The 19,639-nt window shown below is 64.2% G+C and carries 4 protein-coding genes; all 4 read left to right on the top strand.

The annotated features are described in order from the left end of the window. The first annotated feature begins 87 nt into the window (after positions 1-87). The 4 genes from FVE66_RS05540 to FVE66_RS05555 all read left to right on the top strand — a co-directional run bounded on the left by FVE66_RS05540 (position 88) and on the right by FVE66_RS05555 (position 19,620). Entirely contained in the window at positions 88-14,904 is a 14,817-nt protein-coding gene (locus tag FVE66_RS05540; protein ID WP_161993191.1) for an Ig-like domain-containing protein, read from the top strand. Positions 14,905-15,053: 149 nt separating this feature from the next. Beyond that, a complete protein-coding gene (locus FVE66_RS05545; protein WP_161993192.1) occupies positions 15,054-16,292 on the top strand; it encodes a TolC family protein in 1,239 nt (412 codons plus the stop codon). Between the two features lie 50 nt (positions 16,293-16,342). Then, the gene (locus FVE66_RS05550; RefSeq protein WP_241673022.1) at positions 16,343-18,469 is read left to right on the top strand and encodes an ATP-binding cassette domain-containing protein; all 2,127 of its coding nucleotides are present in this window, start codon (positions 16,343-16,345) and stop codon (positions 18,467-18,469) included. Then, entirely contained in the window at positions 18,466-19,620 is a 1,155-nt protein-coding gene (locus tag FVE66_RS05555) for an HlyD family type I secretion periplasmic adaptor subunit (RefSeq protein ID WP_151446333.1), read from the top strand. The genes FVE66_RS05550 and FVE66_RS05555 overlap by 4 nt, the downstream gene beginning before the upstream one ends. Positions 19,621-19,639 lie beyond the last annotated feature (19 nt).

Genomic DNA, 19,639 nt, shown 5'->3' on the forward strand with positions numbered 1-19,639 from the left:
AATTCAGATCTGCCCTCCTGTGCACAATTCTGGTGCGCACCCCTCCCGTATTCGCTGTCGTTTCCTATTGATTGAGGAGTTTTTCCCATGTCCGCCGATAAAAAACCGCTGATCCAGCTCGATTTGTTCAAAGCTGCGGCGCTTGCATCCGAGCCCAAGGTAGCTGCACGTACCCGCGACTTGCGCAAGAAACTGCTGAAGGAGGAGGCGGAAGCCGCCGCTTCGCAGGACGGCATGGCGGGGCTGGGCGAGGATGTGTTCGAGGCGGCATCGGGGATGGCCGAGGAGCCGATCGTTTTGGCGCAGGCAGAGACGGCCGCTGGCGGAGCCGGGGCGGGTGGCGCCGGGGCTGCTGCAGGAACGGCTGGATCGGCTGGCGCAGCGGGTGCTGCCGGTGCAGCGGGCGCGGCAGGCGCAGCGGGTGCAACGGGTGCCGTAGCGGCAGGAACCGTGGCGGCCGCGGCAGGAACCGTTTCCATGGCCGGCGTGATTGCCGGCGTCGCAGTGGTCGGCGCAGCTGCCGCCGGCGGGGGCGGGGGCAGCTCCACGCAGGCTGCTGCGACGGCAGTGGTTACCACGCCGACCGTGGCGATCAGCGACAACAAGGTGGCCACGGCCACCGGCGATATTACCTATACCTTTACCTTCAGCGAGGCGGTGACCGGATTTGACGCAGCCGACGTGGCGGTGACCAACGGTACCAAGGGCACGTTTACCGCGGTCAGCAGCACGGTCTATACGCTGGTGGTCACGCCGACCGCGGGCTTCGAAGGCAATGTCACTGTGGGCGTGGCAGCTGGCGCAGCCAATGGCGCGACCGGCGTCGCCAGCACGGCGGCAACGACGTCGACCCAGGCTGTCGATACCAAGGCGCCGGGCGTCGTCATCACTGACGATGGGGGAGCCTTCGTCACCGGCGGCAACATCACCTACACCTTCACCTTCGATGAAGCGGTGACCGGCTTCGATGCAAGCGACATCATGGTCGCCAACGGGACCAAGGGTGCGTTCTCGGCAGCGCCAGACGGCAAGACATTCAGGCTGGTGGTGACACCGCTCGCCGCACTTGAAGGGAATGTGACTGTAGGCGTCGCAGCATCGGTAGCGACGGACGCCGCCGGCAACGGCAATACGGTTGCTGTGCAGAATGTGCAGGCAGTCGATCTGGTGGCACCGGCCGTGGTCAAGATAGCGTCCGCTACCGGAACCTCGATCTCGGTACAGTTCAATAGCGCGCTGGATGGCGCCAATCCGCCCGGGGCAGGCAGCTTTGCCGTGACCGACGGCGGCGCGCCTGTGGTCGTGACGGCGGCCGCGGTCGTCGGCACCAATGTGGTCCTGACCCTGGCGACCCCCCTGACGATTGGCAGCCTGATCAATGTGACCTACACGGATCCGACCGTCGGCAATGACGCCAATGCGGTGCAGGATGCTGCCGGCAACGATGCGGTCGGCTTCACCAACGGCAAGATCGCCGACGGCTATGTGCGCGGCGCCAAGGTTTTCATCGACACCAACAACAACGGCAGCGCTGACGAGTTGACCGATTTCTTTGTCGGACTGACCAGCGACACCGGTGATTTCTTCATTCCGACCGGTGCCCCGGTTGGCACCATCATTGCCGTCGGTGGCGTCAACGTCGATACCGGCGTGGCCAACACCATGCCGTTGAAGGCGCCGGCCGGTTCGACCACGGTCAACCCGCTGACGACCCTGGTGCAGGCCGTCGTCGACAAGGCAGTTGCCGCCGGCGGTACCGCTGATGCGGCCACCATTGCCAGCGCTTCGAGCACTGTTGCGACGTCACTCGGGCTGAACCTCAACGGTGGCAGCCTGACCAGTTACGACCCCATCGTCGCCAACGATGTGACCGCACAAAAAGCCGCGGCCCAGGTGGCGACCGTGGTGGCACTGGCGAGCAGCGGCGATGCTGCTAACGGCAGTGCCGTGATCGACAACCTCGCCAATACCATCCAGTCCGCCAACACCAGCGGCACCACGATCAACCTCGCAGACTCCAGCACGGTCAGCAGCATGCTGACCAACATCACCCTGACCGCCGCGCAGCAAAGCACGATCGCGGATGCGTCGACCAAGATCGGCAGTGCGACCACGCTGGCAGACGTCAGCGCAGCGCAAAGCCAGTTCCTGGATACCGTCGCGCCGGACAGCGCAACGGCGAGCGCCGCAGCCAGCACCAACGACACCACGCCAGCCGTGCGCGTCAACTTCAACACCACCGATACCAGCGGCAAGGCAGTGATTGCCGGCGATACCCTGGTGCTGAAGGAAAACGGCGCCGAGATCAGCGCAGTCGTGACGCTGACTGCTGACGACATCGCAGCCGGCTACAAGGACGTCAGCACCACCGCCATCCTCGGCGAAGGCAGTCACGGAATCACCGCTACCCTGCGTGACCAGGCTGGCAATGCATCGGTTTCCGCGCCGGTCACCGTCAATATCGACACCCAGGCTCCGGCCGCGCCAGCGATCAATGCGATCGCCGGTGACGGGATTCTCGGCCTGGCTGAAGCCAGTGGCACAATCATTTCCGGCGTGGCTGAGGCTGGCGCCAGCATTTCAATTCCGCTCGGTGCCAATACCCGAACGGTCACTGCCGATGGCAACGGCGCCTGGAGTTATACGCTGGTTGCCGGCGATCTCACCGCGCTGGGCCAGGGTAGCAAGACCATTTCCGTGACGGCGACCGATGCCGCCGGCAACACCAGTGCAGCCGGCACGCGCATCCTGTTCATCGATACGGTAGCACCGACCATCACGGCGGCCATCACCGGCGCCGTCGACGATGTAGCGCCCACCACCGGCAACATCGCCAGCAACGGCGCCAGCAATGACAACACGCTAGGACTGTCCGGCACGCTGTCCGCCGGCCTGGGTAACGGCGAAGTGGTCGCCATCTATGACGGCGCCGTCCTGCTCGGCACGGCGACCGTGACTGCCAACACCTGGTCGTTCACCACCTCACGGCTGACAAATTCATCGCACAGTTTTACTGCGCGCGTCGAAGACTCGGCAGGCAACAGGGGCGCGGCCAGCGCTGCCTATAACGTACTGGTCAACGCCAGCGTACCGTCGGCATCGGCGGCGATCACCGGCGCAGACGACAATGCGGCCCTGGGAACCGGCAATATCGCCAGCGGCGGCCTCACCAATGACACCACCCCGAGCCTGTCCGGGACCATTACCGGCACGCTGGCGCAGGGCGATGTGGTCGTGATCTACGATGGCGCAACGCGTCTTGCCAATGCAACAGTGTCCGGCAATACCTGGACCTACATGCCGACGGTTACCGAAGGCGCCCACAGCTTCAAGGCCGTGGTGGAAAACGCAGGCGGCAACCAGGGCGCGATGAGCGCCGCGTACACGCTGACCGTGGACACGACCGCGCCGAACGCGGCTTCGATCAATCTCGTTGCCGGCAATGACATCATCAACGGCGCTGAGACGGCTGGCGTGATCACCGGTTTCGCCGATGCCGGCGCGACGGTCAACCTGACGCTGGGCGGCAACGTCCGGACCGTGACCGCTGCCAGCAACGGCACCTGGACCTATGCGCTGACCCCGGATGACATCACGGCGATGGGGCAGGGTGGGGAAAGCCTGAGCGTTACCGCAAGCGACGCCGCCGGCAACAGCAGCGGCGCGGCCACGCGAGACATCAGCATCGATACCGTCGGCCCTGCTGTGCCGACCCTCGGCACGGTCGCGGGCGATGGCGCCATCAATGCCAGCGAACTGGCTACCCAGTTGACCGGCACCGCAGAAATCGGCGCCAAAGTCAGCCTGACCCTCGGCGCCGGCAATGTCCGCGAGGTGACCGCCGATCAGAACGGCGTCTGGAGCTACACCTTGCAGGCCAGCGACATCACGGCCATGGGGCAAGGCCTTGAGACACTCAGCCTGGTTGCCACCGACGCCAACGGCAACGTTAGCGCAGCAACTACCAGGAAAGTCGAGATCGATTCGGTTGCGCCGACCCTGACCTCGTTCGCGCTGACCGATGCCAGCGACACCGGCATCAAGGGGGACGGCAAGTTCAACCTGTCGACCCCGACCATCCAGTTTACGGCGGAAGCTGGCGCCAGCCTCGAGGTGGATCTTGGTGACGGCAATGGATTCCAGGCCACCAACGTCGTCGGAACAGGCAGCCCGCAAACGCTGACCGCACCGGCCTACACGGCCGATGGCACCTACAATGTCCGGCTCAAGGCGACCGATCTCGCCGGCAATACGACCATCCGTACCGGCACCTTCACCCTCGACGCCACCGCGCCCGGCGCCCCGGCCATCACCAGCGCGGTCGATGACCTGGGCAGCATTGTCGGCCCCGTAATCAGCGGCGGCACCAGCAACGATCCGACCCTGACCATCAACGGCAGCGCCGAGGCGTTTGCACGGGTGGAAGTGTTCAATGGAGGGACCTCGCTGGGTGTTGTCAATGCCAATGCCAACGGCGCGTGGTCTTTTACTACCGCTTCGCTGGGCAACGGCACGACCTACAATTTCAACGCCAAGGCGATCGACGCCGCTGGCAATGTCAGCGCAGCCGGTAACACCCACAGTGTGACGATCGACACCGCCGCACCCGGCGCACCGGTCATCAATGCCGTTGCGACTGACAACGTGATCAACGCCGGCGAGCAGTCCGCAGCCATTTCCGGCACGGCAGAGGCCAACGCCACGGTGCAGCTGACCGTCGGCGCCAACATTCGGACCATCACCGCCGACGCAAACGGCGCCTGGAGCTACACGCTGGTGCCAGCCGACATCACGGCCATGGGCGAGGGCGGCGAGACGCTTTCTGCTATCGCCACCGATGCTGCCGGCAATGTCAGCCAGGCCGGCACGCGTGCCATCAACGTCGATACGCTTGCACCGGTTGCGCCGTCGATCAATGCAGTTGCCACCGACAACGTGATCAACGGCAGCGAGCAGGGCGGCACCATCACCGGTACTGCAGAAGCCAATGCCACTGTCCACCTGACGATCGGCGCCAATGTGCGCGACGTTACCGCCGATTCGAACGGCGCCTGGAGCTACACGCTGCAGGCAGCCGACATCACGGCCATGGGCGAGGGCGCGGAAACCCTGTCCGCCACCGCCACCGACGCAGCGGGCAATACCGGCCTGGCCGGAACGCGCGCCATCAGCGTGGATACGGTTGCGCCAGTGGCCCCTTCGATCGGTACGGTCGCCACTGACGACGTGATCAACGGCAGCGAGCAGGGCGGCGTCATCACTGGCACAGCAGAAGCAAATGCCAAGGTCCACCTGACGATCGGCGCCAGCGTGCGCGAGGTCACGGCCGATTCGAACGGCGCCTGGAGCTACACGCTGCAGGCGGCCGACATCACGGCCATGGGCGAAGGCCCGGAAGCCCTGTTCGCCACCGCAACCGACGCCGCCGGCAATGTCAGCCAGGCCGGCACGCGCGCCATCAATGTCGATACGGTCGCGCCGGGCGCGCCATCGATCAACGCGGTTGCCACTGACAACGTGATCAACAGCGTTGAGCAGGACGCCGTGATTACCGGCACTGCGGAAGCGAATGCGACGGTACAGCTGGCAATCGGCGGCAACGTGCGAACTGCGACCGCTGACGCAAACGGTGTCTGGAGCTATACGCTGCAAGCAGCCGACATCACGGCCATGGGCCAGGGCAGCGAGACGCTTTCTGCTACCGTCAGCGACGCCGCCGGCAATATCAGCCAGGCCGGCACGCGCGACATCATCGTCGCCACAATGCCGCCGGCAGCGCCCACGATCAACCTGGTCGCAGGCGATGACGTCATCAACGGCAGCGAGCAGGCCACTGCGGTTACCGGCACGGCTCCCGCCAGCGCGACGGTCCTGCTGGCCATTGGCGCCAACGTTCGCTCCGTACAGGCTGACTCGAGCGGCGCCTGGAGCTATACGCTGCAGGCGGCCGATATCGCCGCGATGGGCGAGGGCGCGGAAACCTTGTCGGCCACCGCCATCGATGCCGCTGGCAACACCAGCCCGGTCGGCACACGCTCCATCAGCGTCGATACGCTTGCGCCAAGCACGCCGGCAATCAATGCAGTCGCTGGCGACGACGTGATCAGCGCCAATGAGCAGGCTGCGGCCATCACCGGCACCGCGGATGCGAACGCGACTGTGCAACTCGCGATTGGCGGCAATGTGCGCACCGTCACCGCCGACGCAAACGGCGCCTGGAGCTACACGCTGGTGCCAGCCGACATCACGGCCATGGGCGAGGGCGGCGAGACGCTTTCTGCTACCGTCACTGATGCTGCCGGCAATGTCAGCCAGGCCGGCACGCGTGCCATCAACGTCGATACGCTTGCACCGGTTGCGCCATCGATCAATGCAGTTGCCACCGACAACGTGATCAACGGCAGCGAGCTGGGTGGCGCCATCACCGGCACTGCAGAAGCCAATGCCACAGTCCACCTGACGATCGGCGCCAATGTGCGCGACGTTACCGCTGATGCGAACGGCGCCTGGAGCTACACGCTGCAGGCAGCCGACATCACGGCCATGGGCGAGGGCGCGGAAACCCTGTCCGCCACTGCAACCGATGCCGCTGGCAATACCAGCGGCGCTGCCATCCACGCCATCGATGTCGATACCGTCGCGCCCACAGTCACCGTGCAGGCAGACCCTGCCGGCATCGTCGTCGGCTCGAACGAAGCGGGCTCGATCAGCATCAACGGTACTTCGGTCGGCACGGTCACGGCTAACGGCACGACGGCACTGGGGGCCCAGGCTGTAGCAGTGACTGGCACCGTCACGGTGACGGATGTGGCGGGCAATCCGGAAACGACCACAGTACAGGCCGGACTCGGCACAAGTAGCGGCGACAGCCTTGCAGCAAGCGGCAATGGCGGCGCGATCCTTTCTGGCTTTGGCGGTGACGACTCGCTGGTCGGTGGTGGCGGCAACGATACCCTGGTTGGCGGTGGCGGTAGCGACACCCTGGTCGGCGGCGCCGGCAACGATACGCTGCTGGGCGGTGGCGGGCGCGACACCTTGATTGGTGGCGCCGGAAACGACCTCCTGGACGGCGGCACGATCACCGACAGGATCAACAACACCGACCTGAATATTGTCAGCTACGCTAGCGCAGCAGCCGGCGTCAGCGTCAATCTGGCGACCGGCGTTGCGCTCGACGGCTCGGGTGGTACCGATACCCTGAGCAACCTGAGCATTGTGGTGGGATCCGCATTCAACGACACACTCACCGGCAGCTCGGGGATGGGGTTCGAGCAGTTCGAAGGCGGCGCCGGTGATGACGTGATCGACGGCGGTGCCATCGACACGGTGACGCAGCAGAACAGCAACCGCGCCAGCTACGCGAATGCGACTGGTCCGGTGACGGTGAACCTGCAGGCTGGCACCGCCAGCGGCGAGGGCGTTGGCAGCGACACGCTGACCAACATCAACCATGTGCGCGGCTCGGCTCACAACGACACCATCATCGGCTCCAACCGTACCGATGTCACCGATCAGCTTGAAGGCGGGGCAGGGAACGACTCCATCAACGGCGGTGGCGGCATCGACATCGTCCGCTATGAAAACGCAACGACGGGCATGACCGTCAACCTGCAAGCAGGAACGGCCAGTGACGGCCAGGGCGGCACCGATACCCTGGTCAGCATCGAAGGCGCGCGCGGATCGAAATTCGCCGATACGCTGACTGGTCGCAACACTGCCAATCAGCCCGGCGTTACCGACTTCGAATTTTTTGTGGGCGACGGCGGAAACGACACCATTGACGGGCAGGGCGGATTCGACCGTGTGGACTACACAACCAGCACTCAAGGCGTGTTGGTGACGCTCGGCGGCGCGGGCGACGGCACCGCTCACGATGGCGTGCTGGTGAATGGCGTAGAAGGAATCGACACGCTGCGCAATATCGAAGGCGTGCGCGGTTCTGCTTTCAACGACACCCTGCTTGGCAGCAATTCCATCTCGGTGGAAACATTCGAGGGCCGCGAAGGCAATGATTCGATCGACGGCGGTGCGGGGACCGACCGCGTCGAATACGGCAGCGCCATCGGCGGCGTCACTGTCGACCTGTCCCAGTCCCTTGCCTCCAACGACGGCTATGGCAACCAGGACACGTTGCTCAACATCGAGAATGTGCGCGGCTCGAGCTTCAACGACAGCATTAGCGGCGATCTCAACGCCAACCAGCTGGAAGGCCAGGCTGGCAATGACACGCTCAACGGCGGTGACGGCAATGACACGCTGGTGGGCGGCGCTGGTAACGACCAGCTCAACGGCGGTGCCGGCAACGACCGCATCGTCCTGGGTACCAGTAATGGTGGCGGCAGTGACATTGCCGACGGCGGCGCCGACCATGACGTGGCGGCGTACGACTTCAGCACGCTGCAGACGGCAGTGAGCTTCACCGCCGGTGGCGGCCTGCACGGCGTGACCACATCGCAGCTTAATGCGCTGGGCGGCACCGACACGCTGATCAACATCGAGCAGATCGACATTGTCGGCGGCAGCGGCAATGACAGCCTGACCGGCGACGGCGGCGTCAACTACATCGCGGGCAATGGCGGCAACGACACCCTGACCGGCGGCGATGGCGACGATACCTTCGGCTTCAACCTGGCACAGGCACACGGCATTGACCTGATCACCGACCTGCAAGCGGGCGACGGGTTCAGTCTCAACCTGTCGGGCCTGGTCATCAGCAGCATCATGCACGGCGACGACCCCTCCGCGCTGGGACTTGGCCAGATGATGGTCGGTACGCCGGTGAATGATGTCACGCGCATCTATGTCGGCACCAACGGTACGGGCGGCGCGGATTTCATGGTCGACCTGCAGGGCAGCTACCTGGCAGCGGACTTCCAGGCATTCGAGGGCGGTACCGGCGCGTACGTCCGGTATGTGCCGCCGAATTTCATCTCCGGTGACGCCGGCGACAATTACCTGCAAGGCACGGGTGGGGCTGACCGGATCGTCGGCCTGGGCGGAAATGACGGGCTGTTCGGAGGGGACGGGAACGACATCCTCGAAGGCGGCGATGGCAACGACAACCTCGGCGGTGGCGCAGGGGACGACACACTGCTGGGCGGCGCGGGCGACGATTTCTTCGGGGCTGGCGGACCGGATAATACTGGCAGCGACCTGATCGACGGCGGTGAAGGCTACGACACGGCCATCTACGATTTTTACTGGTCTGGCGGGAGTATTGAATTCGTTGCGAACGGCACCGCGTTCCAGCCCGAGTCGATGATCTGGACCGATCAGTTGCTCAATATCGAAGAAGTCCAGGTCAATGGCAGCAATTTCGCCGACAACATCATTGGCGATGTCCGGCGCAACGTCATCACCAGTAACGGCGGCAGCGATACGCTGACCGGCGGTGGTGGCAACGATACGTTCCAGTACATCACCTGGACCAATTCTCCAGCCGAGGTTGATCAGATCCTTGATTTCGGTGATGGCGATAATCTGTCCTTGTGGTACCAGTATGCGGACGCACTGCAGACCACCATCCTGTCAGGGGATCACATGACGGACCTCGCCCAAGGGCAGGTCTCGGTCTACAACCTGGGAAATGGCTCCACCTCGCTCCAGTTCGGGCTCGACGGGATCGCCGGCGCTGACCTGGTGGTTTCCCTGCAAGGTGCCTATAGCGCCAGCGATTTCCAGGTCTACAACGACCAGAATCCATCCGGATCGGTGTATTTCTCCGGCTTGTCCTACAACCGCCCCAATGTCATCAACGTCATCACCGGCACCGAGTCCGGCGAGATGCTTAACGGCGGCGACGGCACCGACAACATCAGCGGCCTGGGCGGCGATGACACAATCAATGCCGGCAGCGGCGACGATTCCTTGTCCGGCGGCGATGGCAACGACCGTCTCGACGGCGGCACCGGTGCAGACACCATTGAGGGCGGTGCCGGCATTGACGTGGTTGACTACAGCAACAGCAGCGTTGCGGTCACCGTGCAGTTGTCCGACATTCCGGACGGCTGGATGGTGAACGGCATCGAACGCGCCGACGTGCTGCGCAGCATCGAAGGCGTGATCGGCTCGGCGTACAGCGACACCTTCTTTGGCACCGACAGGACCGACGTCACCGAGGTGTTTGTCGGCGGGGCCGGCAATGACACCATTGATGGTCATGGCGGTAGCGACCTGGTCGACTACAGCCATGCCAGCAGCGGGGTAACGGTCAGCCTCCAGTTGAATGGACCGGGTACCGCATCCGACGGCCAGGGTGGGGCCGATACGCTGCTCGCCATCGAGGATGTGCGCGGATCGGCATTCTCCGACAACATCACTGGCAGCGAAGCCGACAACATCATCGAAGGCGGTGGCGGCAACGACACGATCGACGGGGGCCTTGGCAATGACACGGTGATATTTGGGCTGGGCGGCGCCGGCACGGGGCCACTGACCTGGGCGTACGATAGCGTCCAGGGCGCCTTCGTTGTGAGCCAGGCAGGCACGGCCCTGGCCACGATCACTCAGCAACAGGGTGGCTGGATGGTTCAGGACGCAGCCGGGGTCAACAACGGCTTCGGCTCGGACTATCTTTCCAATGTCGAATCGCTGACGTTTGCTGCCGGGACGGAGACGCTGTCGGTCGCGACTGCTTTGCTGCAATCCCAGGTGCCAAATATCAGTACGCTCACCGGGATCAACTGGACAGTGGACCAGAGCAGCGCAGTGCTGGTCGCTGGCGAGGATTCGATCCGCATCCAGGTGCACTTCAACAATACGGTGACGATCGACACCAGCGGCGGCACGCCGACGCTGCAATTGGAAATCGTCGACAAGAATGGCGCGCATCATCTGGTTGACGCGGTGTTCAATTTTTACCAGGGTGTGGTCGGCAACCAGCAGCAATCCATGTTGTTCGAGTACCAGATCGAGCCAGGCATGTCGGGCCAATACCATATCAACCAGATCAGCCTGAACGGCGCGACCGTTACCGAGCCTTTCTGGATTAATGGCCAGATGGCTGGCAAAGCGGCCGACCTTACCCTGGCGGGTCCCAACACGACCATCACTGCCGGCGGCTACATCTACGACAGCATGACCGGAGCGACCGGTACCGGCGGCAACGATGTGCTGGGGCCGTACGAGCAGGATCCGGCCCTGGCACCGACTGATGGCACGTTCGCGGGAGTCACTGGCGGACTGGGCGACCGCGACATGCTGGGCGTGCCGGTCTACCTGGCAGGCGTTACCACGCTGCAGGCGGCCAATGGCTACACGCTGCGCTACTCTTCCACCGGCACCGGCGCAAGCACAGTGCGCAAGGTGGAGGCAGTGGCGGCTGACGGCACGATAGGCGCGACCTCGATCGTTCCGGCCGGTTCCGCTTACCCGGCCGGCGTCGAAGGCCTGCTGTACCACATCATGTTCAAGGACACGAATGGCGTTGCCCAGTACAGCGATGTGCAGTCGCTGATCCTGACCAAGGCGGCGGCCACCTACACCGACCCGCTGATGGCGACCGACCCGGACCGCTTCGTCCAGGGTTCGCTGGGTTCGGACGCGATCGATGTGTCGGGCGACGCCAGCACGACCTCGCGCTACCTGATTCGCGGCAGTACCGGCAGCGACACCATCACCGGCCATGCCGGTTTTGACGCGATCATTGGCGAGGGCGGCAACGACCTGATCAATGCCGGCGGCGGCAACGACCGCATCTTCATCGGCGGCGGCAGCGACACGATCGTGGGCGGCGACGGCACCGATAGCCTGGTGTTCAACCTGCCGGGCCAGATGGTCAATGGGGCCGGCCGGCTTGCGGGGCCCGCGATCCAGAGCCAGACCGGTTACTGGGACGAAACCGGCTTCCATGCGACGGCAAGCACCAACATGTACCGCCTGAGCGTGGATGACGCCGGCGTCCTGAAAGTGCTGAATTTCAGCGACTTCTCGGTGATTGCCACGGTGACCGAAGTGGAGAACCTTGAGTTCCGCTTTGGTCAGTCGGATTCGCGCATCAACGTGCCGCTGATATTTGGCAGCGCGAATGGCGACAACCTGACCGCGAGCGACAATGGACCGTCGGTAGTGATGGGCCTCGGCGGCAACGACAACCTTCAGGCAGGTTTCGCTGGCAGTACGCTGCTCGGCGGTGGCGGCGACGACAATCTATCGGGCAACTTCAGCGCCGACCTGTTGTACGGCGGCATGGGCAATGACAACATCTGGGGCGGCAATGGCGACGACTTCATGGTCGGCGACGCCGGAAATGATCATATCGATGGTGCCACCGGCAATGACGTTGCCGGCTATCTGCTGAAAGCCACGGCTGCTGGCGGTTCCCTGAGCGTGGTTTATGACGCGCAGGCAGATGCAAACCTGGTCATGCAAGGCAGCACCGTGCTGGCCAGGATTTTCACCGGCATGGGCGGCTGGGTGGTGCAAGACCTGAGCGACCTGGTCAACGGTTTCGGCAACGACACGGTGTCGAATGTGGAGACCCTGGTGTTCGACTTCAGCGGTAACACCACGCCGCTGTCGGTGCAGGTGGCTGCGCTGACGCCCACAACCGGCCCCACGTGGCGCCCGATCGAGCTGCACGGCGATGCGGGTCCGAACCAGATGGCCGCCGGTGACTGGGAGGCTGAACTGTTCGGTGAGGGCGGTAACGATACGCTGACCGGTGGTACTGCTTTCAGCACGCTGGATGGCGGCGATGGCGATGACACGCTGATCAGCGGCAGTGGCGATACCGACATGATCGGCGGCGCCGGCAATGACACGCTGGATGGCACGGCGGGCCCCGGTTATGCGATCTACCTCACGGGCGGAACCTCCGCTGTGACGGTCGACCTGTTGGCAGGCACGGCGACCAGCGCCAACGGCGACATCGGCACCGATACGCTGATCGGCATCGCCGGCGTGGCCGGCAGCATCTACTCCGACAGCCTGTCCGGTTCGGCGGGCAATGACATGTTCATGGGTGGCTCCGGCAACGACACCATCGATGGCCGCACAGGTTACGATACCGTGATCTACGAGGAGTCGGTGAAAGGCGTTACGGTCAACCTTGGACCCGTTGCCTTCTCGCAGGGCAGCGCCAACCTGCCGGGCGGGAACACCACCTCACTGGGCAGTAACCGTGCCTACGACGGCACGGGCGTCACCGGAACCATCGACACCCTGCTCAACATCGAGAACATCATCGGTTCCGCTTTTGCCGACGCACTGGTCGGCAGCAACGATCACAACTGGATCGAGGGCGGCCAGGGCTCGGACACGATTCGCGGCAATGGCGGCAACGACACGCTGGACGGCGGCAATGCAAGCTTGCCGGGCGCGCTGGCCAACCAGTTGAGCCAGTTTGACTGGGTCGACTTCCGCAACGCCACTACGGTGGCGGGCGCGGAGAGCACTGGCGTGACGGTCAACCTGGGCATCGACAGCCTTACCGGATACGGCTCGGCCACGGGCTGGACGCCTGCTTCGGCGACGGTGGCGGCGATCAACCAGAAGCTGGTGCATTTCGAAGCGGTCTTCGGCAGCAATTTCAACGACAGCATCACGGGTGACGAAAAATCGAACATGCTGCGTGGCGGTGCCGGTAACGACACCCTCACCGGCGGCAACGATACCCTCAACGGCGGCGATGCCAACGACCTCGACTGGGCGGACTACCTCGATGCCACAGGCGCCGGTGTAGACGTCGACCTGGTGAATGGCACTGCGACCGCACGTACGGTTGCTTCGGTGACCGGCTCCACAGGTACGGACACGCTGATCCGCATCGAACGCGTACGTGGCACCAACTTCGACGATGGGTTCCTGGGCGACGCCAAGAACAACATCTTCCGTCCGGGCGGCGGCGCCAATACCGTGGACGGCGGCGCCGGCTTCGACATGGTGGACTACGCGCAGGCAACGGCCGGCGTGACGATCAACATGGGAGCCAAGGATGGCAACGGCTACTTCAGCGTCTCGAACGTCACCTACGGAGCCGGCATCACCGCCGGCAACGACCTGGTGCGTAACATCGAGGGTGTGCAGGCGACCTACTTCAACGACAACATCACCGGCGATGGCGGCGACAACATGTTCGTTTCCTTCGGCTCTGCCGGCACCGCGAGCAACCCCGTCGCGGTAGCCGGTGACGTCTACGATGGCGGTGGCCAGGGCGCCGGTGGCGATACGGTCAACTACCAGTTCGCCACAGCCGGGCTCGCGGTTGATCTGAGCGCTGCGGATATCAACGCTACCGTGGCCGGCTTCGCTGCCGACCGCCTGACCAACATCGAGAACATTCGCGGCAGCGAGTACAACGACACCATAACGGGCAGCAGCGCCAACAATCGACTTGAAGGCGGCTGGGGCAACGATTCGATCTACGGCGGTGCTGGCGACGACACCCTGATCGGTGGTCCGGGTGCGGATACTCTCAACGGCGGTGCCGGCAATGACACCATCGACCTGACGGCACTCAACATGTCGATCCAGGGCTGGCAGCAGGGATCGGTGGTCAAGGTCGACTCACTGCTGGATGGAACCGACACGATCCTGAACTTCACGCTGAATGACCCGGTCTGGGGTGGAGACCAGATCGACCTGTCCGGCATTGCGCACCTCGGCAACAATGTCAATGTCGCGCAGTTCTACGGCTTCCCGCCCACGCAATTTGATTACCTCAACAAGAACGTGATCATTTTCGAGAATGTGGCGATGACCCAGCAGGAGGCAGTGACGAGGGTGGCGGCCAACTCCAACGTGGCAGACCAGGGCTTCCTGATCTTCAAGGATGCAGACCATGCCAACCAGGCAACGATCTTCCATTCTTCAAGCTTGTCCACTGGCGCAAGCTTGCAGGCGGTGGTGGTGCTGGGTGGCGATATCAACCTGAACATGCTGCACCAGCCGAACCTGATCCTCTGACGCCAGGCCACCACGCGTGTGCTCCAGAACAGCAGGGAAGCAAGCAAAACTTGCTTCCCTGCTGCTATGATCGAACCTGCATTACCATGGATCAGCAGCTTGCCGTCGCTTCGCTTCACTGTGTCCCGGAGTGCCTCAACGGGACTGCCATGAATTCTCCTTTCCTTTCACGATTTTCCCGGCCGGCGCGACATGTGCTGCTGGGCTTTTCCCTCATGTTGGGTGCTGCGCAACTGCATGCCCAGCAAGCATGGACATTTGCACAAATCCTGCAATCCGCCACTGACACCCATCCGTTGATGCTGGGTAAACGCTCGGCCCAGGACGTGGCGCGCGCCGAGAAATCGGGCGCCGAATGGGCGCGCTATCCGACGCCGACGCTGGAAACCTACAGCCGCAACATCAATGGCAGCACCGGCGTGGCCCGGCTGGAGCAGCCGATCTACAGCGGCGGCCGTATCACGGCCAGCATCGATGCCGCCGGCAACCGGCTCGATGCCGCCGGCGCCTCGATCGAGGAAACCCGGGTCGACCTGCGGCTGCGGGTGATCGCGGCCACGGTCGAGGTCTTGCGGCAGAAGGCGCGGCTGCAGTTCGCCGATGCCAGCGTGACCGAACATCGCAAGCTGCTCGACATGATCGGGCGGCGCGTCAAGCAAGAGGTCAGTTCGGCAGTCGACCAGAGCCTGGCCGAGTCGCGCCTGTACCAGGCCATCAATGACCAGTCTTCCATCGCGCAGGCTTACCGCAATGCGCTGACCCAGCTCGGCCAGTTGGCCGGGCGCCCCGTGGCCGACGTCAGCGCGCAGGGCGTATCGGAGCAGGGCACGCCGAACGACGTCGAGACAGCGCGCCAACTGGCCAAGGAATATTCGCCGGTATTGAAGCGGCTTGGATTCGAGGAAGCGGCGGCCAATTCCGACATCAGCGTGCGCCGCGCCGCCATGTTCCCGCAACTGGCAGTGCGGCTGGAGCGGGCCATGGGCACGGTCGGCGAGAGCCGCGCGCTGTTCGTGCTGCAGGCACAGCCTGGCGCTGGCCTGTCGGCACAGTCGGGTGTGGAAGCTGCGCTTGCCCGGCGTGAATCGTCCCGGCAGGCGCGTGAAGCCGCGCTGCGCGACATCGACGAACGCATCGATGTCGACTGGAATGAATTGCAGGCCGCGCGGCTGCGGCTTGCCAACTCGGAGCAGGCGCGCGAGATGTCGGGCCAGGTGTTTGCTTCCTACACCCGCCAGTACGTGATCGGGCGCAAGAGCTGGCTGGACGTGCTGAACGCGGTGCGCGAAGCGACGCAAGCCGATTTTGCAGTCGAGGATGCTCGCGCCCAGGCACTGGGCGCGAGCCTGCGGTTGCGGACCCAGACCGGCACGCTGGGTATTCAATGACGCTGGGTATTCAATGAAGCTGGATATTCAATGACCTTCAGGAAAACGACGTGAATCCATTGCTACGAAAGGGCTTGCCCGAACTGCTGGAGCGCGCAGCGCGCCTGGCGCGGCAGCGGGTGCCCGCAGCCCGCCGCACGGCGCTCGACCGCGCAGTGGACGAGGCAGCAGAAGGCAGCAGTCCGCTGCAGTTGTTCCTGCTTGCCTGGCGCTCCGCCGGACTCGGCGGCGAGCCGGCCACCCTGCACAATCCATCCGCCGCCGACCTGCCGTTTGTGGCCTGGGACCCGGCCCAGGGTTGGCTGCTGGTGCAGCGCCGTATTGCCGACGGCAGCTGGCAGGCAGAATCATCTGCCGGTACGACGCTGTCGCTGCCAGGCTTGTCCGCGGCACAATGCTTGTCATTGCCCGAGGTGCAGCAGGCCGATGCGGTGCCGACGGCGTTGCGCCTGGTCGGGGCGGCCATCTGGCGCCGCAAGGGCGTGTTCTTCGACGCCGTGCTGGCCACCGCGCTCGGCAGCCTGCTGGCGCTCGGCACCTCGCTGTATTCGATGCAGGTCTATGACCGCGTGATACCGAATTCCGGCTACAACACGCTGTGGGTATTGTCGGTGGGCGTGCTGCTGTCGATCGCGCTGGAGTTCATGCTCAAGCAGGTGCGCAGCCATGCGGTCGACACCACCTGCAAGGCCATCGACGCCGAACTGTCCGAATGGTTTTTCCGGCGCATGCTCGGCATCCGCATGGAAGCGCGGCCGGCATCGGTCGGCACCCTGGCATCGCAGGTAAAGGGATTCGAACAGGTGCGCGCGGTGCTCGCCTCGACCTCGCTGTTCGTGCTGGCCGACGTGCCGTTCGCGGTGCTGTTCGTGCTGGTCATTGGCCTGATCGGCGGCTGGATAGTGCTGGTGCCGCTGGTGGCGCTGCCGCTTGCGCTGGGCTGCGGGCTGGCTTTCCAGAAGGCGATCCAGCGTCATACGCGCAACAATCTTGCTACCAGCTACAAGAGCGCCGGCTTGCTGGTGGAGGCGGTCGACGGCGCCGAGTCGGTCAAGGCGTCCAGCTCGGAAGGGGTGCTGCAATCGCGCTGGAACCGGCTGGTGGCCGAGGCCAGCATCGGCGAGCAGGCAGTGCGTACTCATTCCTCGCTGTCGCAGAACCTGACCGCCATGCTGCAACAGGTCAGTTATGTATTGCTGGTGGCGGTCGGCGCCTGGCTGGTGACCGACAACAAGCTGACCATGGGCGCGCTGCTGGCTTGCTCCATCATCGGCAACCGTGCCATGTCGCCGATCATCCAGTTGCCGGGGGTGATGGTGCAATGGGCGCATGCCAGGGCGGCCATCGAGGGCATCGAAAAAATCATCAGCCTGCCGAACGAACAGGACAACGCGCACGAGCATCTGGCCCCCAGCCTGCTGGGCGGCGACATCGGCATGGAGCGCCTGCGTTTTTCTTACGGCGGGGCGCAGCGGGTGGCGCTGGAAGTCGAACGCATGGCCATCCAGCAGGGCGACCGGGTCGCGCTGATCGGACCGATCGGTTCCGGCAAGAGCACGCTGCTGAAGCTGGCATCCGGCTTGTATCGTCCCGCCGAAGGGAAAATTTTCCTGGGCGGCATGGATGCCGCGCTGCTGGCGCCGGCAGTGGTCCGCGAGCATGTCGGCTACTTGCCGCAAGAAGCCCGGCTGTTTTCCGGGACGCTGCGCGACAACCTGTTGCTCGGCCTGCCGGACCCTGGTGACGAAGCCATACTGGCGGCGGCCCAGCGCACCGGCCTTTCCGACCTGATCCTTGGCCAGCCACGCGGCCTGGCACTGGAAATCACCGAAGGCGGGCGCGGTGTCTCCGGCGGCCAGCGCCAGCTGATCGCGTTTACCCGCATGCTGCTGGCCAACCCGAAAGTCTGGCTGCTCGACGAACCGACCGGCAACATGGATTCCGCCACCGAAGCACGAGTAGTGCAGGTGCTGCGCGACGTCGCCGAGCAGGGCGCGACCTTGCTGATCAGCACGCACAAGAACGCGGTCATGCCGCTGGTGGACCGCATCATCGTGCTCCAGGGCGGCCGTGTAGTTGCCGATGGCCCGCGCAATGAGGTAATGGCACGGCTGGCGGGCCGTCCTGCCACGAATGCAACGAATGGCACCAATGCCACGCAGGGAGCAGCAGCATGACGCAGGGCGGGGAAGCAAGGACGGGCAGGGCGCTGATCTGGGGCAGCGTGATCGCTGTTGCCGGATTCGTGCTGTGGGCGCAATGGGCCGAACTGGACCAGATCACGCGCGCCAGCGGGCAGGTAATTGCGAGCTCGCGCAACCAGGTGATACAGGTGCCCGAAGGCGGCGTGCTGGCCGAGATGCCGGTGCGTGAAGGCTCGTTGATCAAGCGCGGCCAATTGCTGGCGCGATTCGACAAGACCAAGGCGGAGGCGGGCTTCCTGGAAAGCCAGGCCAAGGTGGCGGCGCTGACCATGACCATGGCGCGGCTGCAGGCCGAAGTGTTTGGCCGCGAACTGGTGCTGCCGCGGGATGCTGCGCGTTACCCGGAATTCCGCGACAACCAGCTGGCCCTTTACCGCAAGCGGCAAAGCGCGTTGCGCGAGGAAGTGCAGTCGCTGGACAATGCCCGCAAGCTGGTGCGTGAAGAACTGGAGATGAACTTGCCGCTGCTGAAGACCGGCGATGTCAGCCGCGCCGAAGTGCTCAAGCTGCAGCGCCAGCTGGTCGATACCGAAGCCCAGATCACCAACCGCAAGAACAAGTTCCTGCAGGACGCGCAGGCCGAACTGGTCAAGGCGCAGGAAGACCTGGCCAGCGCCCAGCAAGTGCTGGCACAGCGCAAGGAGCAACTCGACTTTACCGAGGTGCGCGCGCCTATGGATGGCGTGGTGCGCAATGTTCGCCTGACCACGCTGGGCGGCGTGGCCCGCCCCGGCGAGGAAATCATGCAGATCGTGCCGGCCGACGACGACCTGATCGTCGAAGCCAAGGTCCGTCCGGCCGACATCGCATTCGTGAAGCCGGGCTTGCCCGCCACCGTCAAGATGGATGCCTACGATTACTCGATCTATGGCGTACTGAACGGCAAGGTGGCGTACATCAGCGCCGACACGCTCAATGAAGACGTGCGCAACAACGAGCAGCCGTACTATCGGGTGCAGATCAAGACCAGCGGCCGCAATCTTGCCGGCCGCCAGAACGAAAAAATCGACATCACGCCCGGCATGACGGCGACGATCGAGATCAAGACCGGTCAGCAGACGGTGTTGCGATATCTGACCAAGCCGGTCACGAAGACGATTTCGGAGTCGCTGGGGGAGCGGTGATCTGCGCCCGCCACGAACG

It is taken from the genome of Lacisediminimonas profundi (genome assembly GCF_008831265.1).
Classification (GTDB): domain Bacteria; phylum Pseudomonadota; class Gammaproteobacteria; order Burkholderiales; family Burkholderiaceae_D; genus Lacisediminimonas; species Lacisediminimonas profundi.

Coding starts and splice junctions, on each gene's coding strand:
- FVE66_RS05540 (WP_161993191.1), top strand. CDS start 88: ATGTCCGCCGATAAAAAACCGCTGATCCAGCTCGATTTGTTCAAAGCT.
- FVE66_RS05545 (WP_161993192.1), top strand. CDS start 15,054: ATGAATTCTCCTTTCCTTTCACGATTTTCCCGGCCGGCGCGACATGTG.
- FVE66_RS05555 (WP_151446333.1), top strand. CDS start 18,466: ATGACGCAGGGCGGGGAAGCAAGGACGGGCAGGGCGCTGATCTGGGGC.